24 protein-coding genes are annotated in these 26217 nt (G+C 52.8%); 9 read left to right on the forward strand and 15 right to left on the reverse strand.

Going from position 1 to position 26217, the window contains the following annotated elements:
- Positions 1-62 precede the first annotated feature (62 nt).
- Entirely contained in the window at positions 63-1016 is a 954-nt protein-coding gene (locus V8F51_RS09655; RefSeq protein WP_337099985.1) for a TRM11 family SAM-dependent methyltransferase, read from the forward strand.
- Positions 1017-1025: 9 nt separating this feature from the next.
- On the opposite strand, the gene V8F51_RS09660 is transcribed toward V8F51_RS09655, so the two are convergent.
- The 3 genes from V8F51_RS09660 to V8F51_RS09670 form a co-directional block, all read right to left on the reverse strand.
- Positions 1026-1841 carry an alpha/beta hydrolase gene (locus V8F51_RS09660; protein ID WP_442956412.1) on the reverse strand — a complete coding sequence of 272 codons (816 nt, stop codon included), beginning with the start codon at positions 1839-1841 and terminating at the stop codon, positions 1026-1028.
- Positions 1842-1879: 38 nt separating this feature from the next.
- Positions 1880-3793 (reverse strand): methyl-accepting chemotaxis protein, encoded by a 1914-nt coding sequence (locus V8F51_RS09665; RefSeq protein ID WP_337099987.1) that lies wholly within the window; start codon positions 3791-3793, stop codon positions 1880-1882.
- A 163-nt stretch (positions 3794-3956) separates the two neighbouring features.
- On the reverse strand, positions 3957-4415 hold the full coding sequence (locus V8F51_RS09670) for a divergent PAP2 family protein (RefSeq protein ID WP_337099988.1): 459 nt from the start codon (positions 4413-4415) through the stop codon (positions 3957-3959).
- A gap of 65 nt (positions 4416-4480) precedes the next feature.
- Here V8F51_RS09670 and V8F51_RS09675 point away from each other — a divergent pair, with 65 nt between their 5' ends.
- Complete coding sequence (locus V8F51_RS09675) at positions 4481-4630, forward strand: hypothetical protein (protein WP_337099989.1); 150 nt, start codon at positions 4481-4483, stop codon at positions 4628-4630.
- Positions 4631-4766: 136 nt separating this feature from the next.
- Here V8F51_RS09675 and V8F51_RS09680 read toward each other — a convergent pair whose 3' ends face one another.
- From V8F51_RS09680 to V8F51_RS09705, 6 genes are all read right to left on the reverse strand, one after another.
- Entirely contained in the window at positions 4767-5609 is an 843-nt protein-coding gene (locus V8F51_RS09680; protein ID WP_337099990.1) for an MBL fold metallo-hydrolase, read from the reverse strand.
- Positions 5610-5617: 8 nt separating this feature from the next.
- Entirely contained in the window at positions 5618-6379 is a 762-nt protein-coding gene (locus V8F51_RS09685) for an ABC transporter permease (RefSeq protein WP_337099991.1), read from the reverse strand.
- A gap of 3 nt (positions 6380-6382) precedes the next feature.
- Entirely contained in the window at positions 6383-7120 is a 738-nt protein-coding gene (locus V8F51_RS09690; protein WP_337099992.1) for an ABC transporter ATP-binding protein, read from the reverse strand.
- A gap of 66 nt (positions 7121-7186) precedes the next feature.
- Positions 7187-8098: a DUF4275 family protein gene (locus V8F51_RS09695; protein ID WP_337099993.1), complete on the reverse strand. Its 912-nt coding sequence runs from the start codon at positions 8096-8098 to the stop codon at positions 7187-7189.
- A gap of 159 nt (positions 8099-8257) precedes the next feature.
- Positions 8258-9970, reverse strand: a complete 1713-nt coding sequence (locus V8F51_RS09700; RefSeq protein ID WP_337099994.1) for an ABC transporter ATP-binding protein — start codon at positions 9968-9970, stop codon at positions 8258-8260.
- Complete coding sequence (locus V8F51_RS09705; protein ID WP_337099995.1) at positions 9954-11798, reverse strand: ABC transporter ATP-binding protein; 1845 nt, start codon at positions 11796-11798, stop codon at positions 9954-9956. Before V8F51_RS09705 ends, V8F51_RS09700 begins: the two co-directional genes overlap by 17 nt.
- A 221-nt stretch (positions 11799-12019) precedes the next feature.
- On the opposite strand from V8F51_RS09705, the gene V8F51_RS09710 reads away from it, so the two are divergent.
- A complete protein-coding gene (locus tag V8F51_RS09710; protein WP_337099996.1) occupies positions 12020-12538 on the forward strand; it encodes a GNAT family N-acetyltransferase in 519 nt (172 codons plus the stop codon).
- Positions 12539-12579: 41 nt separating this feature from the next.
- Positions 12580-14376, forward strand: coding sequence for an ABC transporter ATP-binding protein (locus V8F51_RS09715; RefSeq protein WP_337099997.1), 1797 nt, complete (start codon positions 12580-12582; stop codon positions 14374-14376).
- 244 nt (positions 14377-14620) lie between these two features.
- On the opposite strand, the gene V8F51_RS09720 is transcribed toward V8F51_RS09715, so the two are convergent.
- From V8F51_RS09720 to V8F51_RS09730, 3 genes are read right to left on the reverse strand one after another with little or no spacing between them, the layout of a single operon-like run.
- Positions 14621-15634, reverse strand: coding sequence for a zinc-binding alcohol dehydrogenase family protein (locus V8F51_RS09720; RefSeq protein ID WP_337099999.1), 1014 nt, complete (start codon positions 15632-15634; stop codon positions 14621-14623).
- A 39-nt stretch (positions 15635-15673) separates the two neighbouring features.
- Positions 15674-17194 (reverse strand): UxaA family hydrolase, encoded by a 1521-nt coding sequence (locus V8F51_RS09725; protein ID WP_337100000.1) that lies wholly within the window; start codon positions 17192-17194, stop codon positions 15674-15676.
- Positions 17195-17197: 3 nt separating this feature from the next.
- Positions 17198-18685: a tagaturonate reductase gene (locus V8F51_RS09730; RefSeq protein WP_337100001.1), complete on the reverse strand. Its 1488-nt coding sequence runs from the start codon at positions 18683-18685 to the stop codon at positions 17198-17200.
- Positions 18686-18873: 188 nt separating this feature from the next.
- Here V8F51_RS09730 and V8F51_RS09735 point away from each other — a divergent pair, with 188 nt between their 5' ends.
- The 3 genes from V8F51_RS09735 to V8F51_RS09745 all read left to right on the forward strand — a co-directional run bounded on the left by V8F51_RS09735 (position 18874) and on the right by V8F51_RS09745 (position 20270).
- A complete protein-coding gene (locus tag V8F51_RS09735; RefSeq protein ID WP_337100002.1) occupies positions 18874-19728 on the forward strand; it encodes an AraC family transcriptional regulator in 855 nt (284 codons plus the stop codon).
- A 117-nt stretch (positions 19729-19845) separates the two neighbouring features.
- Positions 19846-20013 carry a hypothetical protein gene (locus V8F51_RS09740; RefSeq protein WP_337100003.1) on the forward strand — a complete coding sequence of 56 codons (168 nt, stop codon included), beginning with the start codon at positions 19846-19848 and terminating at the stop codon, positions 20011-20013.
- Between the two features lie 62 nt (positions 20014-20075).
- Positions 20076-20270 (forward strand): hypothetical protein, encoded by a 195-nt coding sequence (locus tag V8F51_RS09745; RefSeq protein WP_337100004.1) that lies wholly within the window; start codon positions 20076-20078, stop codon positions 20268-20270.
- An 83-nt stretch (positions 20271-20353) separates the two neighbouring features.
- On the opposite strand, the gene V8F51_RS09750 is transcribed toward V8F51_RS09745, so the two are convergent.
- Positions 20354-21271 (reverse strand): EamA family transporter, encoded by a 918-nt coding sequence (locus tag V8F51_RS09750; RefSeq protein WP_337100005.1) that lies wholly within the window; start codon positions 21269-21271, stop codon positions 20354-20356.
- A 169-nt stretch (positions 21272-21440) separates the two neighbouring features.
- Between V8F51_RS09750 and V8F51_RS09755 the strand changes: the two genes are divergently transcribed.
- Entirely contained in the window at positions 21441-22640 is a 1200-nt protein-coding gene (locus V8F51_RS09755) for an acyltransferase (protein ID WP_337100006.1), read from the forward strand.
- Positions 22641-22955: 315 nt separating this feature from the next.
- Here V8F51_RS09755 and V8F51_RS09760 read toward each other — a convergent pair whose 3' ends face one another.
- The gene (locus V8F51_RS09760) at positions 22956-23618 is read right to left on the reverse strand and encodes an SIMPL domain-containing protein (RefSeq protein WP_337100007.1); all 663 of its coding nucleotides are present in this window, start codon (positions 23616-23618) and stop codon (positions 22956-22958) included.
- Between the two features lie 189 nt (positions 23619-23807).
- Between V8F51_RS09760 and V8F51_RS09765 the strand changes: the two genes are divergently transcribed.
- The gene (locus tag V8F51_RS09765) at positions 23808-24791 is read left to right on the forward strand and encodes a CapA family protein (RefSeq protein ID WP_337100008.1); all 984 of its coding nucleotides are present in this window, start codon (positions 23808-23810) and stop codon (positions 24789-24791) included.
- Here the strand turns inward: V8F51_RS09765 and wsfD are convergent.
- Positions 24766-26211 carry a glycan biosynthesis hexose transferase WsfD gene (wsfD, locus tag V8F51_RS09770; RefSeq protein ID WP_337100009.1) on the reverse strand — a complete coding sequence of 482 codons (1446 nt, stop codon included), beginning with the start codon at positions 26209-26211 and terminating at the stop codon, positions 24766-24768. The genes V8F51_RS09765 and wsfD overlap by 26 nt on opposite strands.
- Positions 26212-26217 lie beyond the last annotated feature (6 nt).

Here is a 26217-nt window from a genome sequence, read left to right on the forward strand (position 1 = left end):
GTTGTGTCATACCTTACTTTATAAATCAAATTTATAACGATGATGAAGAGGATGCGAACCCATTGACAGTTAACGAACAGTCGCCATTATTCATATATACCTACGCCTACCGTGAGGAGGAGCAATCCTTATGCCGCCTCGAGATGCGCTCCTTCTTCGGGGAAGACACCGACGCTAGCCTTATCGCCAGTCCGATCGAGGTTCATCCCGACCGAAGCCCGTTTCTGAAAGAACGAATCGAGGTGATCTACGCAAGCGAGCAGCTCGATGAAGTCGTCGAGCTCGCGAAGCAGATTCATATGGGGGACGCGACCTTCAAGGTGATTTTCGTCAAAACCAACGATCTTGACGCCGCTGACAAGTGGGATTATGACAGACAACGCGGCATTGAAAGAGACATCGGTCTGAGCATTGAGGGAGAAGCTGATGTTCACCGTCCCGACGTCACCTACGGTCTTGTCACCTTAGGCGGAAGCTGGTACCTAGGCTACTACACCAAGAGCAAAGCGATATGGCTCGATCATATGAAGAAGCCGCAAAATTATTCCATTGCGCTCAGTACGCGTGTCGCGCGAGCGGTGGCCAATATTGCAGTGCCGAAGATTGAAGGCGTGAAGGTCATCGATCCATGCTGCGGAATAGGAACGGTGCTCGTTGAAGCGTTGTCGATGGGGATCGATATCGAGGGCAGCGATTACAACCCATTCATTGCGAAAGGCGCGCGGGATAATATCTCTCACTTCGGTTACGCGACCGACGTGGCGTTCAGCGATATTGCCGATATAACCAAACATTACGATGTGGCGATTATGGACATGCCCTATAATCATTTCTCGACCTCGACGCCTGAAGCGCAGTTCAGCCTGCTCCAGCAAGCTCGCCGGGTCGCTGACAAAGCCGTTATTATTACGGTCGATACAATTGACGAAATGATTGCGGACGCCGGATTCGTCATACGAGATCGCGGCATCGTCCGCAAAAGCCATTTCATTAGACAAGTGATCGTCTGCGAATAGCGCTCAATGTTATTCGAAGCCGTTATACGCTAGCCACGAAGCGCAGGCATCCGTCCACCCGCTAGTATGAAGCTCATCTTCAGCTAGACCTAGACCATGCTTGCCCTTCGCATACACATGCAGGTCGAACAAGACGCCATGTTTGCGCAGCGCGCCAGCCATCAGCAGGCTGTTCTCTACCGGTACGCCTGCATCGTCTGACGTATGCCATAGGAATGTCGGCGGGGTATCGGCCGTTACGTTCAGCTCCGCGCTATGACGCTCCTTCATGCCGTGATCGGAGCTTGCCGCCTCTCCTAATAGGTTCGACCTTGATCCGGTGTGCGTATATGGTTCGGTCATCGTAATGACAGGGTAACAGAGGACGAGCAGATCCGGCCTGCTGGACTGGCGTTCAATAGGGTCCACCGCCTTCGGATTGCCTGTGTCGTAATCCGTCCCTGCATTAGCCGTCAAGTGACCGCCCGCAGAGAAACCAAGCAAACCGATTCGATTCGGATCAACGCCGAAGCGCTTCGCGTCATATCGTACCGTTCTTATTGCGCGCTGAGCATCTAACAATGCGCAAGGGTATTGATACGGAGCTACCCGATAGCGCACAACGAACGCGGAGATGCCAAGTGTATTCAGCCACCTGGCTATAGGCTCGCCCTCATGATAAGCACGCATCCCGTAGCCTCCTCCCGGACAAATGACGACGGCAGGACGATTCTCTCCCTGAACCAAATACGTTGTAATGGCCGGACGATCCTCCTTCGTGTCCCCCAACGAATACGGCGCTCCATACGGCCATAACAACTGTTCTTCTTGCTCTTCCACTGCCAAGTCCCCCTCTTTCCCGACTGCTAGCTGTTATGAAAGGTTTAGAGCTTGAACTTGCCAAGCATGAGCTGCAGCTCTTCCGCCATGCTGGACAACGCCTCGGAGGAAGCAGTAATTTCCTCCATGGAAGCCAATTGCTCTTCTGCCGATGCTGATACATTCTGCGTGCCGGCCGCATTTCCTTCCGCAGCGTTCGATATTAACGAGATAGATTCCACCATTGTCGATGTGTCATTCGCTACTTGCTTCGCAGCTACTGAAACTTGACTGACCTGCTCGACGACGTTGCCTACCGCGAACTTAATATTTTCGAACAACGCTCCCGCCGAATCTATGATTTCAATCCCCGACTTCACTTCTTTCGTTGCATGGCCGATCGTCTGTTCCGTTACATGCATGCCGCTTTGCACCGATTGGATAATCGTCGTAATTCGTTCCGCCGCATCGTTTGATTGCTCCGCCAGTTTTCTAACCTCTTGCGCAACCACCGCGAAGCCACGTCCGCTCTCTCCTGCTCTTGAAGCTTCAATCGCAGCGTTAAGCGCCAGCATATTCGTTTGCTTCGCTATCGAGGTTATGAGCTCCACGATGCCTTGAATTTCCCTCGAGCTCTCGCCGACGTGCTGGAATTCAGTCGACAGCTGATCCACCGTCTCTGCAATCATCCCCATCTGTCCGATTGCTCCTTGAATCGCCTTCTCGCCTTCGGATGACACCTCATAGGTCGTCGTTGCTTCGTTCGCAACGTTGTTGCTCAGATCGGCAATATGGGTCACATGCTCCAATATGCCCGATGCAAGCCGATGATTCTGTTCAACGGAGACAACCTGCTGCTCCGTGCCGGACATAATCTGCTCGATTGAAGTAGCGATGTAGGAGGTGGCATCCGAAGTCTGTCTCGCGCTGGCCGACGTCTGCTCGGATGCTGCAGCCAGTTGGAAGGAGGCTTGGGTTACATCTGACAGCGCCCGATGCTGGGAGATCAGCATTTGATTGAAGCTTATGCTCGCTTGCGCGATCTCGTCCTTGCCCTTCGTCGTTAGGCGCTGGGTAAGGTCACCCGTAGCAGCCGCTTTTATAGCAACGTTCAGCTTGCGAATCGGACGAACGAGCAGCTGTGATAGGAAATAAGTAGCGGCGATGCCGATCACTACAAACAATAGCGACAGCCACATCGTGTTGTTCATCAGCTTCTGCACTCCGTCGTCCAATTCATCCAGCGGCGCGCTAACAAGCAGTACCCAGCTATTGAAGGTTTTCGTGTAATAGCCAATGTAGTCTTTGCCCTCATAACGGTACTCCAGCTTGCCTTGCTCGCCGCCGAGCGCCTTCTCATAGGCCTCCGTAACTTCCGGAATGCCGTAATCTTGAATGTGCGTCTTCATAATGTTGGCCGTATCCGGGTGAGCGACCGCAATGCCGCTGGCATCGAACATGGAAGCGTAACCCGTATCGCCGAATTGCTCCGCAGAGACGGCGCTAAGCAGATCGTCGATTGCAATCGACGAAGCGAGGAAGCCTGCCGGCTTGTCCTGAATCATGATCGGAGCGGCGATGACGATAGCGAGCTTGCTGTCGATCTTGTCGATCAGCGGATTCGATATCGCGATCTTCCCTTCGCGCAGCTCCTTTATGTATGGGCGCTCTGACAGGTCCACCTGCGCGCCCGCATGGGAAATGGAGGTTTTGCCTATCATGTCAGGCGAATACACCATCGATTTAAGCTCCGGAGTACTCGCTAATGCCGATTGAATGAACGCAAGCTCCTTCTGATTGTCTCCGTAATAGGATGCCGAGCTCTTGGCGAACGTTTCGAGCAATTTCATTTTCACTTGCAGAAAGTTTTCAATATCGTCCACGATAAGTCCCGAACGCAAAGCAATTTCTTTATCCGTCTGCTCGTTTATCAGCTTGGACGTTGCCAAGAAATTCGACAAACCTAGTGCTGCTAACATAATGATGAGCAATGATGAAATAAAAATAATAAGTTTGGACTTTAGGCTCCTCATAGATGCCACCGATCTTTCCGTAAATGATGTCAATTAAGCGTTACTGCTCAATTGCTACGGAATATATCGACAGAATTCTACAATATTTTTATTATTTTTTTTGTAAAGCTCATCTTGACGTCAACGCGCCAATACAACCAATCAGGGCGCCAAGCACAGCTCCCGCATACACTTCTCTTGGCTGATGCCCCAGACTTTCCTTCAAACGCTCGCTTCTGCGTGTATGATACACGCCGGGATGACCGCCTGCCAGCCGCTCTACATCCGCATCCAGATCATTCACTTGAATGGCAATCTCTCCGGCATGTCTGCGAATGTTCATCGCATCGTACATCACGACAATGCCTAGCATGGCGCTGATCGCAAATTCAGGCGTCTTCACGCCGTATTTCGTTGCCGTGTAAGCAGCCAGAGCGCTGACGCCGCTCGAATGCGAGCTTGGCATGCCTCCCGAGCCGATGATTTGGCGAAGATCCCATTCTCCGGTCGTCGCTTTATGCCAAGGCACCTTCAAGGCTTGCGCCGTACCCACCGCAATTAATGACGTCACTAATCCTCTATTTGTCATGTCATCATGCCCCCTTGTTGTCACTCCTTACTTCATTTTCAGCTTGCCCTGCCGATCTTCAAAACATGAATCGAACGATGTTCGCCGATGCGCGTCATCCGCTTGTTGGCGGTACTGCCGGTATTGCGCAAACGAAGAAGATGCCGCACAATAACGGACATTTCCAACCGTTAGCGGCACCATTTCGAGGTAAGAAAAACGTAACGGACATTTAGAACAGTTAGCGGGTAATTTGGAGTCCTAATACCCCGATTTCACCTGCTAAGCGCTGAAAATGTCCGTTCCATTGCAAATCCCCGAAAAATGCGCTCTAAGCGTCGAAAGTGTCCGGTAGACGGGGGCGAGCTGCCGTTACTTCATATAGATAAACCGCTCGCCAGGCGCGAACATGTGGAACTTCTGCGCCCGGTAATTCTGATATACGTAATCGACAAAGTAAGCCGGATTCTCATCATTGTGCGGGAAAAGGCCGTAATGCATCGGTATGAGTAGGTCTGCTTGAATCTGTACAGCAATTTCAACGGCCTCGCGATAGTTGCAGTTGCCGACGATACCTGCGGAACTGCGGACGAAGTCGCGCCCGTTAATCGGCAGCATCGCGATATCGATCTGCTTAGGTCTAAGCCACTCCACTAGCTCGGGGAAACCGACCGTATCTCCCGCGTGGTACAGCTGGATATCGCCGAAGCTGGCAACGAAGCCAAGAAACTTATGCTCGCCCGTTTCGTCCGTCTCGAATTGTTCATGCTTCGCGGCATGCGCCTCCAGCTTCAAGCCTTCCGCTAATTCAAGCGTCTGTCCATGCGAGATGCCGATAAGTTGCTCGTCGCGGAAGCCCCACTCCTTCATGAGCCCAAGATGCGCCTTCGGCACGATGAACTTCGTCGCTTGCGACTGTCCAATCGCTTGCAGCGTCTGTTTGTCCATATGATCCTCATGATGATGCGAGCATACGACATAGTCGACAAAACCGCACAGAGACGGCGCAAGCGGCGGTGCGAATGCGCGCGACCATGGCGGGCCGCTGCTCTCGAACACCCAATCGCTTAAGTAGGGATCGAATAGTATCGTGTGCTCCCCCCATTTCGCCAGGAAACCTTCCTGCCCCAATGCCCATAGCGCCAGCGCCTGATCCGTGAGCTTCGTCCTCTCGATCTGACTTAGCAGTTCATTCCCGCTTTTATACACGTTCATTTCAACGATCATCCTTTTTGTACTGGAATTTGAAGCCGCAGATCTTTTGTAAACCATAACCGATAACTGAGCAAGCTCAGAATGATGCTTGTCACCGCCGCCGAACTGGCGAAGGCGAATACGATTAGAATCTGGTAGCGCACCGCATCGACCGGGTCCGCCCCCGCGATAATCATGCCTGTCATCATGCCCGGAAGCTGAACGAGGCCGACAGTCTTCATCCCGTCAATCGTCGGAATCATACTCGATTTAACCGCCCGCTTCGTCACGCCGGCCATCGCCTGCTTCGCCGTTGCGCCTAGCGACAGCAGCACCTCGATCTCGCCTTTGGAGGCTTCCACCTCCTGCTTCATCTGATTGAGGAAGAGTCCCGCTACGACCATCGCATTGCCGATCGTCATCCCGCTGATTGGAATGATGTATTGCGCGGTTGCGTCGATAATGCCGAAGCCGATCAGCAGCCCCATCATGAGCAGCTCCGTCGTGCCGATCGCCGCAGCAACTCGCCATACAATCCGTCGCAGGCCTGTCCCTCTCTTAGCTGCATTCAAGCAAGCGATTGTAAGCATGAATATAACGATTAGTGCTATCAGCAGCATATTTTTCGTATGGAACACGTATTGCAGCACATACCCTACGAGCAGCAGCTGTACAGCTGACCGTATCGTGCCGATTGCAATGTCCCTTTCCAGGCCAAGCTTCTGCCATACCGATACCAGCATGGTGATCATAACGAACAGCAGCGTAAAGCTAAGCGCTAGGAATGACATCCGCTATTCCCCGCTTTCCGAAGCGCGAACATACTGGCGTCCTGCTTCTGTAGCCGGCTGCCGAAAAAAAGCGTCCGAGGCGCCTTGCTCCAGCAGCGTCCCCTCTGACATGAACCATACCGTGCGGCTGACTTGAAGCGCCTGCTCCAAGTCATGCGTCACCCATATAAGCGTCGTCCCCTCTTGGCGATGCCACTCGAGCAGCAGACCCTCCACTCGCTGCTTGCTCGCCTTGTCGAGCGAGGCCGTCACTTCATCGAGCAGCAGCACCTGCGGACGCAGCAGCAGCGAGCGGAGCAGCGAGACGCGCTGCTTCTCGCCGCCAGACAGCTCGGACGCTTTCTTCGCGGGATCGAGCCCGCCAAGTCCCAGTTGCTCCCGCAGACGATCAGCAAGCTGACGGTCATAGGACTTTGCATGAAGAAGGCTAGCCGTCCTTAAGTTATCCTCAATCGTTCCCGGCAGCATCACCGACTGCTGAGCTATGTAACACACATCCATCCGCCATTGCCGCGGATCTGTCTCCGCCTGCGACTTATGTTGGAAGCGGATCTCTCCGCCGTCCGGCGCATCCAATAAGGAAATAATGCGAAGCAGCGTACTCTTTCCTTGCCCGGATACCCCTAGCAGCGCAATGCTGTCCGGCTCAGCCACCTCGGCATTCACTTCTGTGAACAAAGGGGTTTTCTCTTCCCCATTCCGGTACTTCCTAATATCCATCAGTTGCAAAATCGGAACCACAGCATCCCTCCGTTCTGTCTTACCATTATAGCAACAACGGGAACGGCAGGGTCAAATGCTATGCCTTTATTGCTTTCGATGATAGAAGTAAGGACCGAGATCAGATTCATGGGTGTTCACGTACGTCCACTCGAAGCTGCTATCGACGACATATACATCTTGTTCGCGACGCAAGATGTCCGCCGTCAGCTTTGTCCCATCCGGTACAAACAACACTTGCTCTCGGCCTTGATAGAAGATGTAGCATTCCCGCTTCTCCAACTCGTGGAACGCCTTCTCCGCATCCTCATTCATTAAGCACGGCAGCTTCTCATAGCTGAATAAATGCCAGAGATATTGCTCCATATGAATCTCCATCCTCGCCGAAATATCCATTCCGCGAGCGAAGAGCCTTGCCCACTTGTCTCTCAGTTCCTGCCCCTTGCCCTTCTCCATCATCGTGATGATGCCATTATCTTCAAGGGTTACGATGAACTGCAAGGTATGCGATTCCATGAAAGAATCATGCTCCGCGAAAAGCAAGTGCTTGACCGTTTCTCTGACGGCATCGCTTGATTGCTCCAGCAGTTGACGAACTCTGCCAATCTGCCTCATAACGATCTCGGGGTTTATCCTCGCATCATCATTCAGAAAGCCTACAGGCAGCTCCTTCCGCTCCAACTCGGACGCCTCTCCGAAATATTCGAACAGCATGTGGAATGTCCCGCTTTGTATGCTCTCATCAACAACTTCTTCAATATGTTCCCTGCTGATCGTATCGACGATAATAAGCGGATTAGCCGCCCACATATACTTGCGATTACTCAAACTCAGCGTATCTTCGCGGATCGTCTGAATATTTTTGAGCGTGTAAAAATGGCACAGCCAGCGCGATGCATCAGGAAACGTCACGATGGCGCTAACGTTCGCGTCGTCGTCCCCCTCTGTCCAGCTCCATCCTTCACCATCGATATCAATATGTCTTTTGTTCGAAAACATGCCCGTCCTCCTCGCGCGTAACCTATATTTTCCGTTATCTATATTGAACGATTATAGCTCCTAAGTTGTTTCACAAATCTCGGGATAACCCGGCATAGAAATAGACGCATGCCATCTCTGACATGCGCCTACCTTTGTATATCGATATAAAAAACTGTGCTAGTGCTGCGCCGAAAGCAGTTGCTGATATACGCGGCCTCTCGACAACAGTTCGTCATGCGTGCCGGTCTCAGCTAACGAGCCTTCATCCATGACGAAAATAATATCCGCGTTCTCGATCGTCGACAGACGGTGCGCGATCATGATCGTCGTCAGCCCCTGCCTCCGCTCTTCGAGCGCCGTAAGCAGCTGCCGTTCCGTCTCCAGATCGAGCGCCGAAGTTGCTTCGTCGAGCACTAATATTTGCGGATCGCCGACGATCGCTCTCGCGATAGCGATCCTCTGGCGCTGGCCGCCGGACAGCTTGATGCCGCGCTCCCCGATATTCGTGTCGTAGCCTTCCGGCAGCGACAGGATGAAATCATGAATTTGAGCGATGCGGCAGGCTTCCTCAATCTCCGCCTCCGTAGCCACCGCTCGGCCAAGCATCAGGTTTTCTCTAATCGTATCGGAGAACATGTACGGGTCTTGGAATACGATCGCGACGTTGCGCGACCACTGCTCGCGGTTGTAGCGCTCCGCATCCTCGCCGTTCAGCAGCAGCTTGCCTGCCGTCGTATCATAGAATCGAATAAGAAGCTGTGCGATTGTCGACTTCCCGCCGCCGCTTGTGCCTACGAATGCAATCTTGCGTCCGATAGGCAGCTCCGCGCTGAAGCCTTGAATAACCTCGGGCAGGTCAGGCGAATATCGGAAGTTCGTCTGCTCGAACGACAGCGTCTCGATCTTGTTGTCCATCCCCTTCTCGCCAGGATCATGCTGTTCCAGCGATAAGATACGTTGCACGCGATCCACGTTCGCCATCTGCGAAGATAGATTCATGAAAAATTGAAAGAAATTATAGAACGCATCCGATAGCTGCGTGGAGAACTGGAACAGGATAACGAATGTGCCGACCGACATCTGGTTATCGATAAGCTGCAGACCTCCGTAGCCGAGTACAAGAAGTCCGATACCCCATTTCAGCGGATCGCTGTACCGCACTTGACGGTTGATGAGCTTGCCTTCCTCCATTACCCTGTCGAAGTACTCCGAGAACATTCTCATATATAGCTGCTCTTCCCACTTCAACCGGTGATAGGCAACGACCTCGCGCGTCGATGCAACGCCTTCCTCGATTTGGACGAGCAGCGCAGCCCGTTTCTCCGCTACTTGGCGAGCCGCTGCCTTAAGCTTCGGAGTGAAATAATAACCGATCAGTACATAGATGGCGCATAGCCCTACGATCATAAGCAGCAGCATCGGACTCGACAATCCGATAATCGTCATCAGAATGCATAGATTGATTGCTTCCTGAATGCCGCGCGGAATTTGCCAGCCGAGTACGCTAGCGCTTAGAAACAGATCCTGCGTGAAGGTATACACGTATTTGCCCGTACGCTCGCTTTGGAACTTCTTCACGGGCACGCGCTCGAGCCGCTTCAGCATGCGGCTGAGCAATAATCGACTCGCTTTGAACTCGTTCTTGATGAGCCTTCGGCTTGTTACGGTGAACATAAGCGCGTACACAGTGCCCGCCAGAGCGAACACAGCGATGACGATGGGCAGCAGCTCATACTTGCGCTCGCCAAAGACGTCGTCGATTAATATTTTTTGGATATAAACAAGCGTATAGTTGGATACCGATTCAATAGCGAGATAGAGCAGCGCAATCAGATACGCCCCGCGCAGCATGATGATATGGGATGTAATGAACTTAACGTACTTCTTCATGCGTCAGCCTCTCTTCCGTCAGCCCCGACTGTCCTGCTTCTAGCTGGTAGAGAAGCCCTCGTCGAGCGATCAGCTCATCGTAGCTGCCGGCTTCGGCAACCCGGCCCTCATGAATGACGACGATCGTGTCAAAATGCTTAACCGTCGACAACCGATGTGCGATCGCAATCGTTGTCCGGCCTTCCAGCACCTCATCGAGCGCCCGCTGCACCTCGGCCTCGCTCACGTTATCGAGCGAAGAAGTTGCCTCGTCGAGCAAAATAACAGCCGGCTGCTTCGCGAACATGCGCGCAATAGAGATGCGCTGCTTCTGCCCGCCGGACAGCTTCATGCCGCGTTCTCCGACGAGCGTGTCGTAACCCTCCGGCAGCTGCATGATGAAATCATGCGCGTAGGCGGCTTTCGCTGCGGCTATCACTTCCTCGTCTGACGCTTCCGGCTTGCCGAAGCGGATGTTCTCCTTGACCGATGAGCCGAACAGATAGGTCTCTTGGAACACATAGCCGACCGACTCTCGCAGCTGTCCAAGCGTCATTTGGTTAATTGGAACGCCGTCCAGCCTAATGATGCCGGAGGTTGGGTCGTAGAACCGACCGATCATTTTGAACATCGTCGTCTTGCCGTTACCGCTCGCACCGACGAAGGCGACCTTCTCGCCCGGCTTGATGCTGAGACTAAAGCCGTTAATGACGGGCGGCTGCTCCGGATATCCGAAGTACACGTCCTCGAACGTCAGGCCTCCTCGTACTTGCTCCAGCTCAATAGGCTCCTCGGGGTCGTCGATCTCGATTTTTTTATGCATGAATTCAAATAAGGGCACAGTCTGATGGATAACGAGCTTCTGTTCCGTCAGCATCGTCACGAGCATCGTGAGGCGGAACATCGTCGTCATATACAGCAAGGTGAAAGCGATAAAGCCTCCGAGCGTAATCCAGTTGTTCTTCAGCGAATAGTAGCCGAGGATGAACAGCGCGACAGCGCCCAGATAGAAGGTGAACCGCCGGAAGCTGCCGCGCCCGAAGCTGTACGTAGAAGCGAGCAAATAATAGTGCGACCAATTCTTATGCTTGCCGAGCGTGCGCTCATGGTACCAAGGCTGCGAACCGAAGGCTCTGAATTCCCGCATACCCGATATCGTCTCGTATATGGATTGGTTGTACTCGATTCTGGACTGGCCGCCCATTCGGCCATATTGGGAGGCTTTCCTCTCGAAGTAAGGCCCGAATAAGTAATAGAGGGCAAAGGTCGGAAGCATAATGACCGACAGCCACGGACTAATGGTCAGCAGCATCACGATCGCAACGGCGACGAACAACAGGTTGTCGATGACGCCGGGCAGGAAGTTACGGTATATTTTCTGAACGGAAGCGACCTCGGAGTTGAACATCGACAGCGTCTCGCCTGCGGGATGACGCTCGTAATGCGCGAAGCCAAGCTTGCGCAAATGCTTGAAGATCGCCGTCTGCATATCGCGCGAGGCGAGCTCGCCGATCGTTCTTTGCAGCAGGTTGCGATAGTTTTTGGCGATCAGCATAAGAAGATTGACAATTGTAAGCGCTGCAATAATAGTGAAAAATAAAGCCTTATCCTTGTTTATGACAACATGGTCAATCACGTATTGAATCATCTTCGGCGTCAGCGTCTCTGCGCTCACCGCCATAATGCCGCATACGGCCAGCCATGCAATCTGTTTTTTGAACGGCAACGCGAACTTGAGCGCCCATATATAGGAGCGCTTCGACAGCTCCATATTCGACTTGTGCTGCGCCTTGTCTGCTTGCCGCCGTTCTTTGATGCTCTCCGATGCTGTAGCACCGTTGTCTCGCATCGTTATCCCCCCTGACTAGTCCTGTCATGATGTGTTTTCTACACCCTAATTTTTGGTAACAGAAGTACATCTTAATTCCGCTGCCTAGCTTTGTCAATGTACAAAACAGCTATATAAATTGTTTACCGATTGCACAATTACGGCCGATTGTTCCCAGTTGTCAGAAGGAATCAACGTATAGATCGCGAATGGTGGATAATGACAAATAGGAGGCGATATTCTTGCGAATAAGAGAAGCTTCTATTGAAGACACCGCTGCTATTGCACAGGTTCATGTGGATAGCTGGAGAACGGCTTATCAAGGCATCATCTCTGATGCATACTTGGCTAATTTGGATGTGAAGGCGAGGGAGGCTGGCTGGATTCGTTTTTTCGAGCAGCCTAATCGGAGCAGCGTCATTTACGTGGCCGTAAATGACGCTGGTTCTATTGTCGGGTTCGTCAGCGGCGGAGCGCCGAGAAGTCCCGAATACGGCTATGAAGCTGAATTGTATTCGATCTATCTGCTAAGCAGCTACCAGGGCCAAGGCATCGGAGCAAGGTTAGCGGAGCAAATAGTCGACTATTTTCGCCGGATGGGCTATCACTCGTTCATGTTATGGGTGCTGGAGCAAAATAGCGCGGTCGACTTCTATAAGCGGCTGGGAGGGGAAGTGTTCGATCGCAAGGAGCTGCCGATTGGAGAAGAAACATTCATCGAGCTTGCGGTCGGCTGGAAGTCGCTTCGTCTTTTGAAGTGAATGATTTAGAGGTGCATGCTGTCCAATAATCGGAGGTTACTATGTCGGAAGAGAACAATCGGAACAATCGCTCGAAGAGAGAATCGGTATGGTCGCTGCTGAAGGATCGCACGTTCCGCAGTTTGCTCTCCATCGTTAAGACGTACAAATGGTATTATGTGTTCGCGGTGAGCTCTCAACTCCTATTGACGGCTGCGGCTCTGCTGTTCGCGGATACGAGCAGGAAGCTGTTCGACCAGGCTCCGGACATCGCTCGTGACTCGCTTATCGGCTTGCTCGCCACCTTCTCCATCATCGCTCTGCTGCAATTATTGCTGACCTTCATCAACAACTGGCTTCGCTCGGCACTGAATGAATCGGTTGTCTACGAAATGCGGCGCAACATCCTGAACCATCTGCAGCGTCTGCCACTAGCTTTCCATGAGAACAACCATAGCTCAAACTCCGTAAATGTTATGCATCACGAGCTCGAAATAGCCAAAAACTTCATTGTATACGATGTGCAAAAGCTGATTGCTTTGCCGATATCCTTCTTATTCGTAGGCATTTATTTGTTAACCGTCCATCCCATTCTCGGCATAATTGCAATAGCCATCGGCCCGCTGCAATTGCTGAGCAGCCTTGTGCTTAAATCTAAGTTCAAAGAGGCTGCGCAACTGCAAAACCGCGTAACGCGCGACGTCTTCTTCACCATTGGCGAAACGCTGCATGGCATTCGCGAAGTGAAGTCCAATCAAATGGAGGAACATGTAGACGGCCGAATGGCCGACATTCAGCGCAGAGGCGTCGCCTACAACGTTCTGTTGACCAATATTAGCACGATTCGTTCCATCGTCAAGGACTTGCCAAGTCAGGTCGGTTATTTGGCCGGCATCGGGGTTGGAGCTGCGCTTATGGCCTCGGGAGAGATCGGCGTCGGCGGACTCGTCGCCTTCATCACGCTGCTTGGGAAGGTTGCCGAGCCGTTCACCGTTATGGTGGATACGATCAACAATCTGCAGCAGTCATTGGCCGGAGCAAAACGGCTGTTCGAGGTGATGGAAATGCCGGAAGAGGACACGACTTCGGGTATAACGCTTGCGGCCGGCGCGCCAACTGTATCGTATCAACAGGTCGCCTTTCAGTATGTTGACGGGAGAGATACGCTCCATAATCTATCGTTCTCGATTCCTGCCGGCGGCTCTCTTGCACTGGTCGGGCCAAGCGGCGCCGGCAAGAGTACAATCGTCAAGCTGTTATATCGATTCTATGAGCCGAATGAAGGAACGATTTCGTTGAACGGCGAGCCGATCGGGGAATACTCCATCGCTTCTATCCGCTCGCGTATGGCGCTAGTGTCGCAAGATATCTTTTTGTTCGACGGCACGGTTATCGAGAATATCGAGATCGGCAAGCCGGGCGCTTCACGCGAGGAGATTATTAGAGCCGCCAAGCTGGCGCAAGCCTACGAGTTCATCGAGACGCTGCCAAGCGGCTTCGATTCAGAGATCGGCGAACGCGGCATTAAGCTGTCGCACGGCCAGAAGCAGCGCTTGTCGATTGCGCGTGCGATTCTTCGCGACGCATCGCTGCTCATCTTGGACGAGCCTACCTCGGCGCTAGACGTTGAGACAGAGGCGTCGTTCCAGCGCGATCTCGGCGAGTGGGCATCCCACTGCACGAAGATCATCATCGCGCACCGATTGTCCACGATTCGCGACGCTGATTATATCGTCTTCATCGAGCAAGGCGAAGTCGTGGAGAGCGGCACGGCAGAGCAGCTGCTAAGCCAGAACGGCCGCTTCCGCAGCTACTGGGACAAGCAAAGCGGGGAGAAGCTGGCTGCTGCTTCGATTTAGTCGTGGGGATGGAGGGCTGCTCCAATATCCTCATCCGTTAGGGACCCTAGCGACACTATTAGGCCACATTGCGCTCTTATTGAGTGGTTGCGGACCGAGGAGACCTTATGAGCTCCATTTCTAATCAATCTCAAGCTAATTGTCTCTGATGGAGTCCGCTGAGTCCGTAATGACGGAAACCGGAGGAGAAAGCCTCAATTAGGGTCACTAGGGTCCGCACTGCGCGGCGGAGACACTCTTGCAATTACAGCTCGGTCATCGCCTTAATGACCTTCGACTCCGGCTTCAGCAAGTCGTCGAAGCGAGCTGGCAGTTCAGCGAACGGGATGCGGTGCGTAATGTAGCTGTCCGCATCGATGCTGCCGCTCTGGACGGCGGCCTTAACGGCCGCGAAGTCTTCCGGCGTCGCGTTGCGGCTGCCCATGAGCGTAATCTCGCGCTTGTGGAAGTCCGGATCGTTGAACGTTAGATCCGCCTTCACGAGGCCGACATACACTAGCGTTCCGCCATGCGAGACAAAGTCGAACGAGGTTTGCATCGAACGCGCATTGCCGGTCGCATCGAACACAACGGTCGGATAATCGCCGTCCGTCAGCTCCGCCACTCGCGCTTTCGCATTTTCCAGGGCATTAACCGTTTCGTCTACTTTCGCCCACTGTCTGCAGAAGGCGAGACGCTCCTCCTGAATGTCCATCGCGATTACCTTCGCGCCTTGGTGCTTCGCGAATGCCATGACGCCAAGGCCGATTGGGCCTGAGCCTATGACAAGCGCCGTATCGCCCTCGCCAAGACCCGAGCGGCGCACCGCATGCGCGCCGATGCTTAGCGGCTCAAGCAGCGCCGCTTCATCCAGCGACAGCTCGTTCACGACGAGCAGATGCGATACGGGAACGGCGATACGCTCGCGCATGCCGCCATCGATATGGACGCCTAGCACCTTCATATCGGTACAACAGTTCGTTTTCCCTCTCCGGCATGCAACGCAATGGCCGCAATGCATATATGGAATGATGCTAACCTGATCGCCGACCTTCACACTGCCGCTCGAATCATCGACTTGCTCGACGATGCCGGACAGCTCATGTCCGAGCACACGCGGATACGTGAAGAACGGCTGATTACCCTTGTAAGCATGCAAATCCGTACCGCAAATGCCGATTCGGCGAATTCGAACGATAGCTTCTCCATGTCCAAGAGAGGGTTCATTATGCTCCGCTAATTCCAACTTATCTATTTGTTCACAGATGATCGCTTTCACCTTACTCCGCTCCTTTATAACGTAATGTCTGTCTTCGTACTACAAAATAACGCCGTCCTTGAAAATCGCGATTTCCTTAAATCCGTTGCGCTCATTATGCGTCTGCGATTCACCGGAGGATAAGCGGATTAGCTGCTCCCATAGCTCATCTGTCATCGACTCCATGCTCATATCCTCAAGCAGTCTGCCTGCATTGAAGTCGATCCAGTTCTTCTTCCGCTGCGCAAGCTCGCTGTTCGTCGCGATCTTCACCGTCGGCACCGGTCCGCCAAAAGGCGTGCCTCTGCCCGTCGTGAACAGAACGATGTGCGCCCCGCCGGCAGATAATGCCGTCACCGATACCAAGTCGTTACCGGGCGCTTCCAACAAATTAAGCCCAGTCTGCGTTACGCGCTTGCCGTAAGCAACGACGTCCGTCACCGTAGCATGTCCGCCCTTCTGCGTGCAGCCAAGCGACTTTTCTTCCAGCGTACTGATGCCGCCCGCTTTGTTGCCCGGCGACGGATTCTCATAAATCTCCTGGTTATGCTTCATAAAATAATGCTTGAAATCGTTAATCAAATGAACGATATCGCCGAATACTTGCTCATCCGCCGCGCGGTTCATCAGAATCGTCTCGGCGCCGAACATCTCCGGCACTTCCGTGAGAATAGCCGTGCCGCCGGCACCTATAAGCCGATCGGACACCGCCCCGACGAGAGGATTAGCCGTAATGCCGGACAGTCCGTCCGAGCCGCCGCACTTCAGGCCCAGCTTCAGCTTCGATACGGGAACAGGCTCACGCTTGAACTTCTCCGCATAGGCGACCAATTCATCGATCAGCTCCAGCGCTTCCTCGATCTCGTCCTCCGCCTCCTGCGACTTCAGGAACTTGATGCGCTCTGGACTATGCTCGCCGATCGCCGCCTTGAAGGAATCGATCTGATTGTTCTCGCAGCCAAGTCCGATGACGAGCACGCCCGCCGCATTCGGATGATTAACGAGCGAAGCCAGCAGCTTCTGCGTATGAACGAGATCGTCGCCAAGCTGAGAACAGCCGAACGGATGCGCGAAGTGGAATACGCCGTCAACGCTTCCGTCATAGATCGAGTTCGCTCTTCTCGCAACGATTTCGCACGTCTTATTAATGCAGCCTACCGTATTTATGATCCATATTTCATTGCGGATGCCAACCTCGCCATTGTCTCGCACATAACCTTGAAACGTCCGATCGGCATAGGAAGCTGCCGCTGACTCAACCTTCGCCGCTTCACGCGCCGCCGGCTCGTACGTGTAATCAAGAACCCCTTTGAGTCCCGTCCCCATATTGTGCGTATGCACCCAACTGCCCGGAGCAAGATCAGCTTTCGCCTTGCCGATGGAATAGCCGAACTTCAGGATGTCTCCACCCTCGCTTACCGGCTTCGTCAATATTTTGTGACCCTTCGGCACTTCTTCCGATACTTCAAGCAACACCGGCTTACCTTCACGATCCTCGAGAGTCAGCGTTTCTCCCTTGGCGAAAGGCTTAAGCGCAATAACGACATGATCGTCCTCATGCAGTCTGATCCAGCTGTTCATCGCTCATGCCTCCATTTCTGCAATAATTGCGGCAAGCGCCGTGGCGAGCTGAGGATGCGCAGCAGCCAAGTCCTGCCCCCATATATCGCGAAGTCCAAGCAAGCTTCCTACCGTCTGTTCCAGCGGCCAGCCCTCAGACTGCGCATCCGCCCATACCGCAGCAATGATAGCCAATTGACCTGCATCGTCACGAACCATATAGGGCTCGCCAGCAAACGTATTCCCTCTAAAACCATCGCTGACCCGCTCCACTTTGTAATAACGAAGCAAACCGGCGAAACCTTTCATAAGGCCATCCGGCAAAGGCTGCCCGCCCTCCGCATAGTACAGCAGAGTAGGCAGAAGCCTAACTTTGAATTTGCTAAGGCTATTCATGGCGATGTCGGCAAGCCGGTGGAAAATATACGGATTCAGAAACCGTTCATATACCGCATCCGCATATGCTGCAAGCTCTTCCGCGGCTATTGGCAGCGCCGGAATAATCTCTTTCTCTACGGTCGCGCGAACGAGCTTCCCAAGTGCGTCATGCTCCATCGCTTCTCTAACCTGAAGAATGCCATGCAGCAAGCCAAGCGGCGTCATCAACGTGTGTGCTCCGTTCAGGATGCGCACCTTCCGAAGCTGATACGGCTTCAGATCGTCGACCCAGTGGACGTTAAGTCCCGCCGCGCGAAGCGGCAGCAACCGTTCAAGCTCCGGCTCGGCTTCGATGGCCCAGAAGTGATACGGCTCAGCCGTCGTCAGCATCGGATCGGAGTAGCCCCATTCGTCGAACCACGCTTCCGCCTGCTCTGCATCGGGATAACCCGTCACAATGCGGTCTACAAGCGAGTTGAGAAATCGGTTATGTTCGCGAACCCATTGCTTGAACGCCTCTGGAAATCCCCAATCGTCGCTGTAGCGAAGCACGCAATCGCGCAGCTCGTCGCCGTTGCGCTCCAGCAGCTCACACGGCAAGCACACAAGACCGCGAGCCGGCTCTCCTTCAAAAGCAACATACCGCCGGTACAAAAACTGGGCCAGCTTGCCGGGATACGACTGAATCGGTTGCCCGTCAACAAGCGCTTCCGGCCTATAAGCAAGTCCTGCCTCCGTCGTATTCGATACGACGACCTCAAGATCCTCGCTTTCCGCCAGCGCCAGCCAAGCATCCCAATTCGAATACGGATCGAACACCTGTCCGAATACTTGAATCACTTCGGTGCGCGAGACGCGCTCGCGCCGCTCCAGTCCGCGGATGACCAGCGTATACAAGCCGTCCTGCGCTGCCAGCGCGTCGATCTTCGGCTTGCCACCGGGACGCGGCTGTGTCACCGCAACCGCCCCGTCGTATAACCCTTGCCTGCGGCATTCATGCAGCATCCAATCCACAAATCCGCGAAGGAAGTTACCCTCGCCGATCTGAAGCACTTTAATCTTGCTGCTCGCAAGCTGCTCGCTTGCCTCCGCCTGCTCTGTATGCAAAACCTTGCGGTTCATTATCGTTGTCATTATCTATCAAACTCCTTCGTATTTGGATACGAATCATGGTGGAACCGTAACTGCTTTCACCTCCATTATAAAAAACAATATCCGTGCATGAAATGTTCGGAAAGCGCTTATTTGTACTCTTTTTTGATATTTGTTACAATCTCATTGACTGTTTAACGACAACCACTTGGAGGTATCCATCCGAACCGATGAATCCCTATCGCAAGCAATTCGACGCCAGCACCGCCTTTCCGTTCGAATACGTCTACCGCGACTCCAAGAGCGCGCAGAACGAGCTGCCCGACCATCTGCACGACTGGCATGAGATCGTCTATATCTATAGCGGCAGCGGCACCTTCTTCATTGATCAGACGTTCGTCGCTGCCGAACCCGGCGATCTGCTGCTCATTCCCGGCAATACGATCCACCGTTCATTCCCCGAGCCTGCCGATCCGAAGCTGTCGACCGCCCTCTTCTTCAGCGGCACGCTCGTTCACGGCTCGACGCTCGGCGATACGTTCTCCTATATGCGCTGCTTCGAGCTTGCGAGGCGGCAGCGGCGCTATAAGCTGCCGACGACAGAAGCCGAGCGTGAACAGATCGAATCCTTTATCGAGAGCATTCATAGCGAGCATAAGGATAAGGCCCCCGGCTACAGGCACGCCTCGCTCATCCAGCTGCAGCAACTGCTGCTGCTTGTCAACCGAATGATGAGCGCAACCGAGCAATTCCAAGCGGCTTCCTCGATCGCGCCGCATTGGATGACGAGTATCCTCGCGTTTATCGACGAGAACTTGAGTGAGCCTCTCGGGCTGGCTCAGCTTGCCGCACGTGCCTCCGTTACTCCTTCACACTTCTCGCGTCTGTTCAAGAAATTGACCGGCCTTAACGTCACCGAGTACGTAACGACGAAGCGCATTATTCGCGCGAAAGAACTGCTCGCCGAGACCGACTCGCCTATCGCCGAGATCTCGCAGCTGTGCGGGTTCGAGAGCTTGCCCCATTTTCACCGCATGTTCAAGAAAATGACCGGCTTAACCCCCGCCCGTTACAAGAAAATCTAGCTGCTCTCCCATGCTATTATGACTCTAGTGACGGTGTTGGTTACTTGCCGTTACGGCACGTCCGCTTCCCACATATGCTGTAGTTCAACATCGATCCGTACGGCAAGGAGGTTGTACATGCTTCGTTCGAATGTGAAAACGTACAAATATCGCGTCGGCAAAAATAAATATCTCGTCATCAAAATCGAGCAATTGGCATCGGCCAAAGCGTTCGACGGCAACGTCCTTGCGAGCAACGCGCTTAATGTGAAAATCTTCAAGACGGAAAAGCCAAAGCGCCGCTAGTCACTCCCGCCTGACAGAGTAGAGTCATGAAGAGCATGCTCCGTAAGAAAGGGGGTGACCGCATGAAACCGAATAAACGCAAGAATTCGCGTCAAACGAATACGACAAAATGGTCGAACGGCACGACGAACGTTCATGTGAAGCAAGGCGCAAGCGCTACGATTAATCAAGGCGGCAACGCATTCGCCATAAACGCTTCGGAGATCGGCGTCGTTCGCATTCGTCCTGGAACACAAAGCGAGCCGACTCGCAGCTAATAAATACAAAAAGGACAGTCCTTAGTCCGCCTTAACGGCGGCTGACAAGGACTGTCCTTCTTGTTGTTGCTATTGTAATCCCCTCACGCTCCGAACAACCGCATGAGCACGATGCCGGCAAACGCCAGCACGATACCGATCAGCTCCGTTCGAGAGAAAACTTCCTTCACGACCAATCTCGTGTAAAGCAGCACGATCAGCACATTAAGCGCCGTCACTGCGGATACGAGTCCCGCCTTGCCCAAGTCGAAGGCGGTCACGATGAACATCATGCCAACGACGTTTGTGATACCGACCGCCATGCCAACGAGAAACGTCCTCCGCGGGCTCCAGACCTCGCCCTTCTTCTCGGAAGCCGCAGCTACGGCTATGATGGCGACCTCCTCCGCTTCACGCGCTGCGCTGCCTTGCTCACGCTGACGGTCGCGCAGCCACCAGATGCCGAAGCAGCTTGCCCCGGTGACGAACATATAGAACAGCGTCGGGAAAAGCTCCGCTTCGAGTAGAGTCGACCATTTGCCGGAGAGATCATTGCCTGCGAATAGCAGCATCGCAAGCAAGCCCCATTGGGCGCCCTGCAGGTTGCGCAGCGAAATATCGTTCGAATATCGAACAAGCAGGATGCCGCCAACGATAATGGCGAAGGCGATCAGTTGCATCGCGTGCAGCCGTTCATTCCATATCGCGAAGGCGGCGGCAACGACGATGACCGAAGGCAGCGCGGTCAATATCGCAACCAACGATGCCTTGCCAACCGCGAAGCCTTTGAACATGCTCGCATTCGCTCCGAACGAGAACAAGCCCATTTGAATGCCGACAAGCGCCGCCGCCGACCAATGGGACGAATAAAGCAGCGCGCATACGATGCTTATGACCGCCCCCATCGTGAAAGTGCCGCATAGCAGCAGGTTGCGGTTAAGCGGTTTTTGACTTGTATAATGATACAGGATGCCGCGCAAGCCGAAGCTGAATGCCGCAAGCACCGAATAAGTAAGCCACATGAGCTTGAATTGAACCCCTTCCCGAAATTCCCCTGTTGTCGTGTTCTATCATATCAGGCGTTAGCGAATTTGTCTGCTCTCTCAATTGGAATCGTTACATTCATACTGTATAATACTACCATTGATAGAATTACGAGTTTGACTCATTCACTAATTAAAGGGGATTCTTATGCCGGTAACGCAGACATCAAAAAAACCGCATCTGCCCGAGCTCGACATTGTCAGAGCAATCGGCATTATGGCGGTCGTTATGATCCACTCCACTTCGTCGGCTGTGAGCAGCTACGACCATTCTTCCTCCTTCTATCCGATCTATGTATTTCTCAACCTGTTCTCCAAATTTGCCGTACCCGTCTTTATCTTCCTAAGCGGCTTCGTACTGTTCTACAACTATTACGGGAAGCCATGGACGTTAAGATCGACCGGGCAATTTTACAAAAAACGCATAACGAAGCTGGCTATCCCGTTCATCCTCTTCTCCTTTATCTATTGGGCTTTCGTTAAGCTGGTCGGCCCGGGCTTCGTCGATCTGAAGACGTTTATCGGTTATTTCACCGATCCTATATTTTGGGACAAGCTTCTAATCGGCAAAACGTATACGCATCTTTATTTTATCGTCATCATCATTCAGTTCTATCTGCTTGCGCCTCTTATGCTAAGCGTCCTAAAGCGATTCCCCTGGCTTGGCAATCATATCGTCTGGATCGGGTTGCTCGTTCAGTGGGCGTTCATTTATAAGATTGTACCTATGTACCATTTGAAATATGCTGCTAGCTATTCGCTAACCTATATGTTTTATTTTGCAGCAGGGGCGTTTATCGGCATCCACTACTTAAAGCTGGCAAGCTGGATAAAGATTCAGAAGCAGCACGCCTCGGCGGGCAAAATAACAGCTTGGATCGCGCTCTGGACACTATTTCTAGGCAGCGGCGTCTATATGGTGATGAACGGCTATCATTTGAACCTGTATGGTCGTTTCCTTATTACGTCGAAGCAATTGGAAATCGTGAATGAGGTGCAATGCGTAACGGCAGGCCTTGTGCTCATCCAGCTCTCGCACTGGATCTACGACAGGTGGAATAAGGTGTTCGTTCGCGCACTCCTTCATATCGGTGCAACGTCCTTCGGCATCTACCTGCTCCATCCTATTGTTACTTACTTAGGTAGGCTCGTGCCGACTGGCGGAAGCTCTTTTTACTACCACCTTTGGACATCCATAGGATTCCTCATTGCCCTCATCCTTCCTTGGCTGATTGTTTCGCTTAGCGCGAAATGGAAGTGGCACTGGCTGCTGTTCGGTCCCCTTCCAACGAAAATGAAAACCGCATCTGGTAACCATGCACCTCCCGCAGCCTCAACAACCGCATAGGCTAAAAAAAAGAAGAGGCTGCTCGCAGAAGCGGCCTCTTCTCTATTGTTTGCCTTGAAAATAACAGGAGTTTGTACCTCTAATTCAGCAACTATTACCTGTTTGAGAACGATTTGCTCCCTTTTCTCCCGTTATTTCTCCCATATCCATGCTTGAGCGGCAAAATGGCCAATAATAAGGGGATAAATTCCAGTTATTAGATCCAAAGCTTCGTTTCTGCTGAAAATAACGGGAGGAAATCCAGTTATTTCACTGTGCGCTGCGTAGGCTTTGCTGCTTGCCAACGACCTCGCGATAACGGTCGATACACTTACGCTACGCCTGCACGATCACATACTTCGCGCGTACGGACGAGTTAACGGTCAGAGTCCCCGCCTCAATCGGCGTCGCAACGCTGTCCGCGGCGAATGATACCGCCTTGAACATCGGCATCGGCCCGCTAGCACGGGGCAACTGCTGCACTTCGAGCGGCACGCTCGAAATGACGACGCCGAGCGTCTGAGCCACTGTGATCGCTCGCTGGGCGGCATCTCTTACCGCATTCGATAGTGCTTGATGTTCGTAGAGCGCAGGCTGAGAGGTTGTCAGCCGAATGCTGGTCACGGAATTAGCTCCGCTTGTGACAGCAGTATCTACGACAGCTCCAGTCTGCGCCACCTGATCCACCGTTACTTGCAGCATATTAGTCACCTGATAGCCGCGGAACACCTGCTTCCCATCGACGAAATCATACATCGTATCGATTCGGTAATCCTGCGTCTGCAGTTTCTCGCGAGGGATGCCTAGTCCTAGCAGCGCTTCTATAACCTCAGTAGCAATCTTCGCATTTTCCGCTTGAACGCTCTGAAGCTCCGTTCCTTCCGTTACAACGCCAAGATCAATGATAGCCCGGTCGGCGGGCGCCGTAGCCGTTCCTTCACCAATTACCTCGATCGTCCCTGGATTTCTCTGCACGAATGCAGGTGCAACGCCTCCCATGGGCGTTCCTCCATATCCGTTCATATGCCAACTCCCTTCTACTTCCAAGCTAAATGCTGATTACTATGGCGACTATACACTCTAACGAATTGCTTCATATATATGTTTCACCCTCCTAGTCGTATACCGCGCGCACGGTACGCCTGTTCGAATAAAGTATTACATCTTTGACTTGGGAGAGGTGAACCATTGACTACCATTACTATCGGAGCGATCGGCGATTTGCTTATGAAGAACTCGATCATAGATTCTGCTAGGATCGGGCAAACGAACCGTTACGCATTCGGCCCTATATTCGCCGGCGTCGCTCCTCATCTGCGCAACAACGACTTGCTTATCGGCAACCTGGAGACGACATTCTCGGGCACGCCATGGTTCGGCAGCAATCCGAATCGGCTCGGCCGATACGAGCTTCGCAACAAACGAACCGGCAACCCGCTGTTCAATTGTCCCGATGAGCTTGCTTCCACACTGAAAAATACAGGCTTCCACGTCATGACGACGGCCAATAACCATTGCGCCGACGGCGGCATGTACGGGCTGAACCGGACTTTAGGCATTTTGGACAGCCTAGGCATTAAACATACGGGCACAGCAAGATCGTTAGAAGAATCCCGCAGACAGCTCATTATGCGCGTCAAAGGCATCGACATCGGCATTCTATCCTATACGTACGGGACGAATCGTATGCCGGTCTCACAGCCGCATAAAGTCAATCTCATCGAGCCGCGGCGAATCTCGGCAGACATCGACCGAATCAGGCGGAAGAGCGACTTTGTGATCGTCTGCCTTCATGTCGGAACAGAGTACCGCACCCGGCATAATGCCGAGCAGCGCCGCCTCGTCGCCTTATGCTTCAAGCATGGCGCGAACGCCGTATTAGGCGCTCACCCGCATGTGCTTCAACCCGTAGTGACACGCAAAGTGAGAGACAAATACGGCGTAGTCAAGACGAGAGTCGCAGCTTACTCCCTCGGCAACTTCCTCTCTCATAAGCTGCATAACCGGATAGATACGATTCGAGCGATGATCCTTAAGCTTACGATTACGAAGGATGCGAAGGGTTCGACCGACATCGTGAGGGTAGGCCGTATTCCAACGATTGCTAGATCCTTTAAGCTGAATGGTCAAAAAACGTTCAGACTCGTCACGGAGTCTCGCGGCCGCCGATAGTGCGCAGCGGCAAGCCCCGGCTCTTCAGTATTGCTAATAAGTAAACAACACCAACAGCCAGCATCATATCAAAGCATACGTTGAAGAGAAACAGATGTTTACCGAGATCGGCCTCACCGTCCCCCAGCAGCGGCACGGCCATGCCGAACAGACCAATAAGGCCAAGACATGCGAATATATCGATACGGGCGCGCTGCCTCGCCGTAGGGCGCCGCGTATATTCATAGGCGATACCGGCATAATAAATGAGATAGATCAAGCTAACAAACCATAGTTTATTCGGTACATAGTCATGCTTGAACTCACTCCACAAGCTGAACGTATACGCAATTGTGCCATATGGCTTTCCTTCGTCCTTATCATAGCTTCCCAGATAGTAGGGCCGGATGCTCATTCCGCTCTCTGCACCGCGCTCAAGCTTCTGAAGGAAACGGTCCGGGTGCTTCATATAGTAGAGCAGCACGTCTTTGTGACTCAGCTTGCTGTAAAAATACTCTGTCAGAATAGGGTCATTTTGCTTAATAGCCGTATCCGTCTGAAAATAATTCGTCCCTGCCAGCACTTTAAACGACTCCGGCAGTCCAAGCTCCTTAAGCGTACCCGCCGGGTCGGGCGAGTCCTTCAATATACCGTAGAAGACGGTCTGATACAGGTTAATATGTTTCAACCGCTGCGGCGCGGCTATATACATAACGGCCGTTGCGATCAGTAGGACGGATGAGCCGATTATAATCATTTTGCGCCACGGCTTGTCCTGGCGCAGCGACCAAAACCTGGCCGCTAACAGGATGAGCAGCAATCCGATTGGAGCATTTTGCAGCTTCGTGCAAATAAGGCAAAAACAAGCGATGAAGAACAACAGCAACAGCTTTCGCGTCGGTATATCACTTGTCGCAACCGCTAGCGCCAGCCCGAACGTCAGCAGTATGAAGATCAGCGTAACAGCTTCACCGAAAAATGAATTGAAATAAGCGATATATCCGATATCGAGGAAAATAATCGTCATTATAACCACGATAGCCGCATTCAGAAATAGCGAGCGCGTTTTGTTGTATTTCATCCATGTAACCAGCGCCGCGGCATATAGAAGACTGTACATAGATGATAAAACGCGGATATCAAAATAGGAGCTATTGATGATTCGACCTAAATATCCAGCAATCATGACAATAATTATCTGCGTCGAAACATAGCCGCTCCATAACGCTTTTTTATATGTATATTCCGTATGGGCGAAGCCAAAATAGGTTTCTTGGTACGATTCGTCGTCCGCATATCCGATGCCCCCTGCCCACATTATACGGGCGAAATCGCCGTTATCCGCGAGTCCGACGATCGGGCGCAGCATCAGAATGCCGCCAAGAATAAGTATTGCGGCCAACATGATGGCCCATTCGGTAGTAAATTTGAACTTGTTCAATAGAAC

It is taken from the genome of Paenibacillus sp. YIM B09110 (assembly GCF_037167145.1).
In the GTDB taxonomy this organism is placed as follows: Bacteria; Bacillota; Bacilli; order Paenibacillales; family Paenibacillaceae; genus Pristimantibacillus.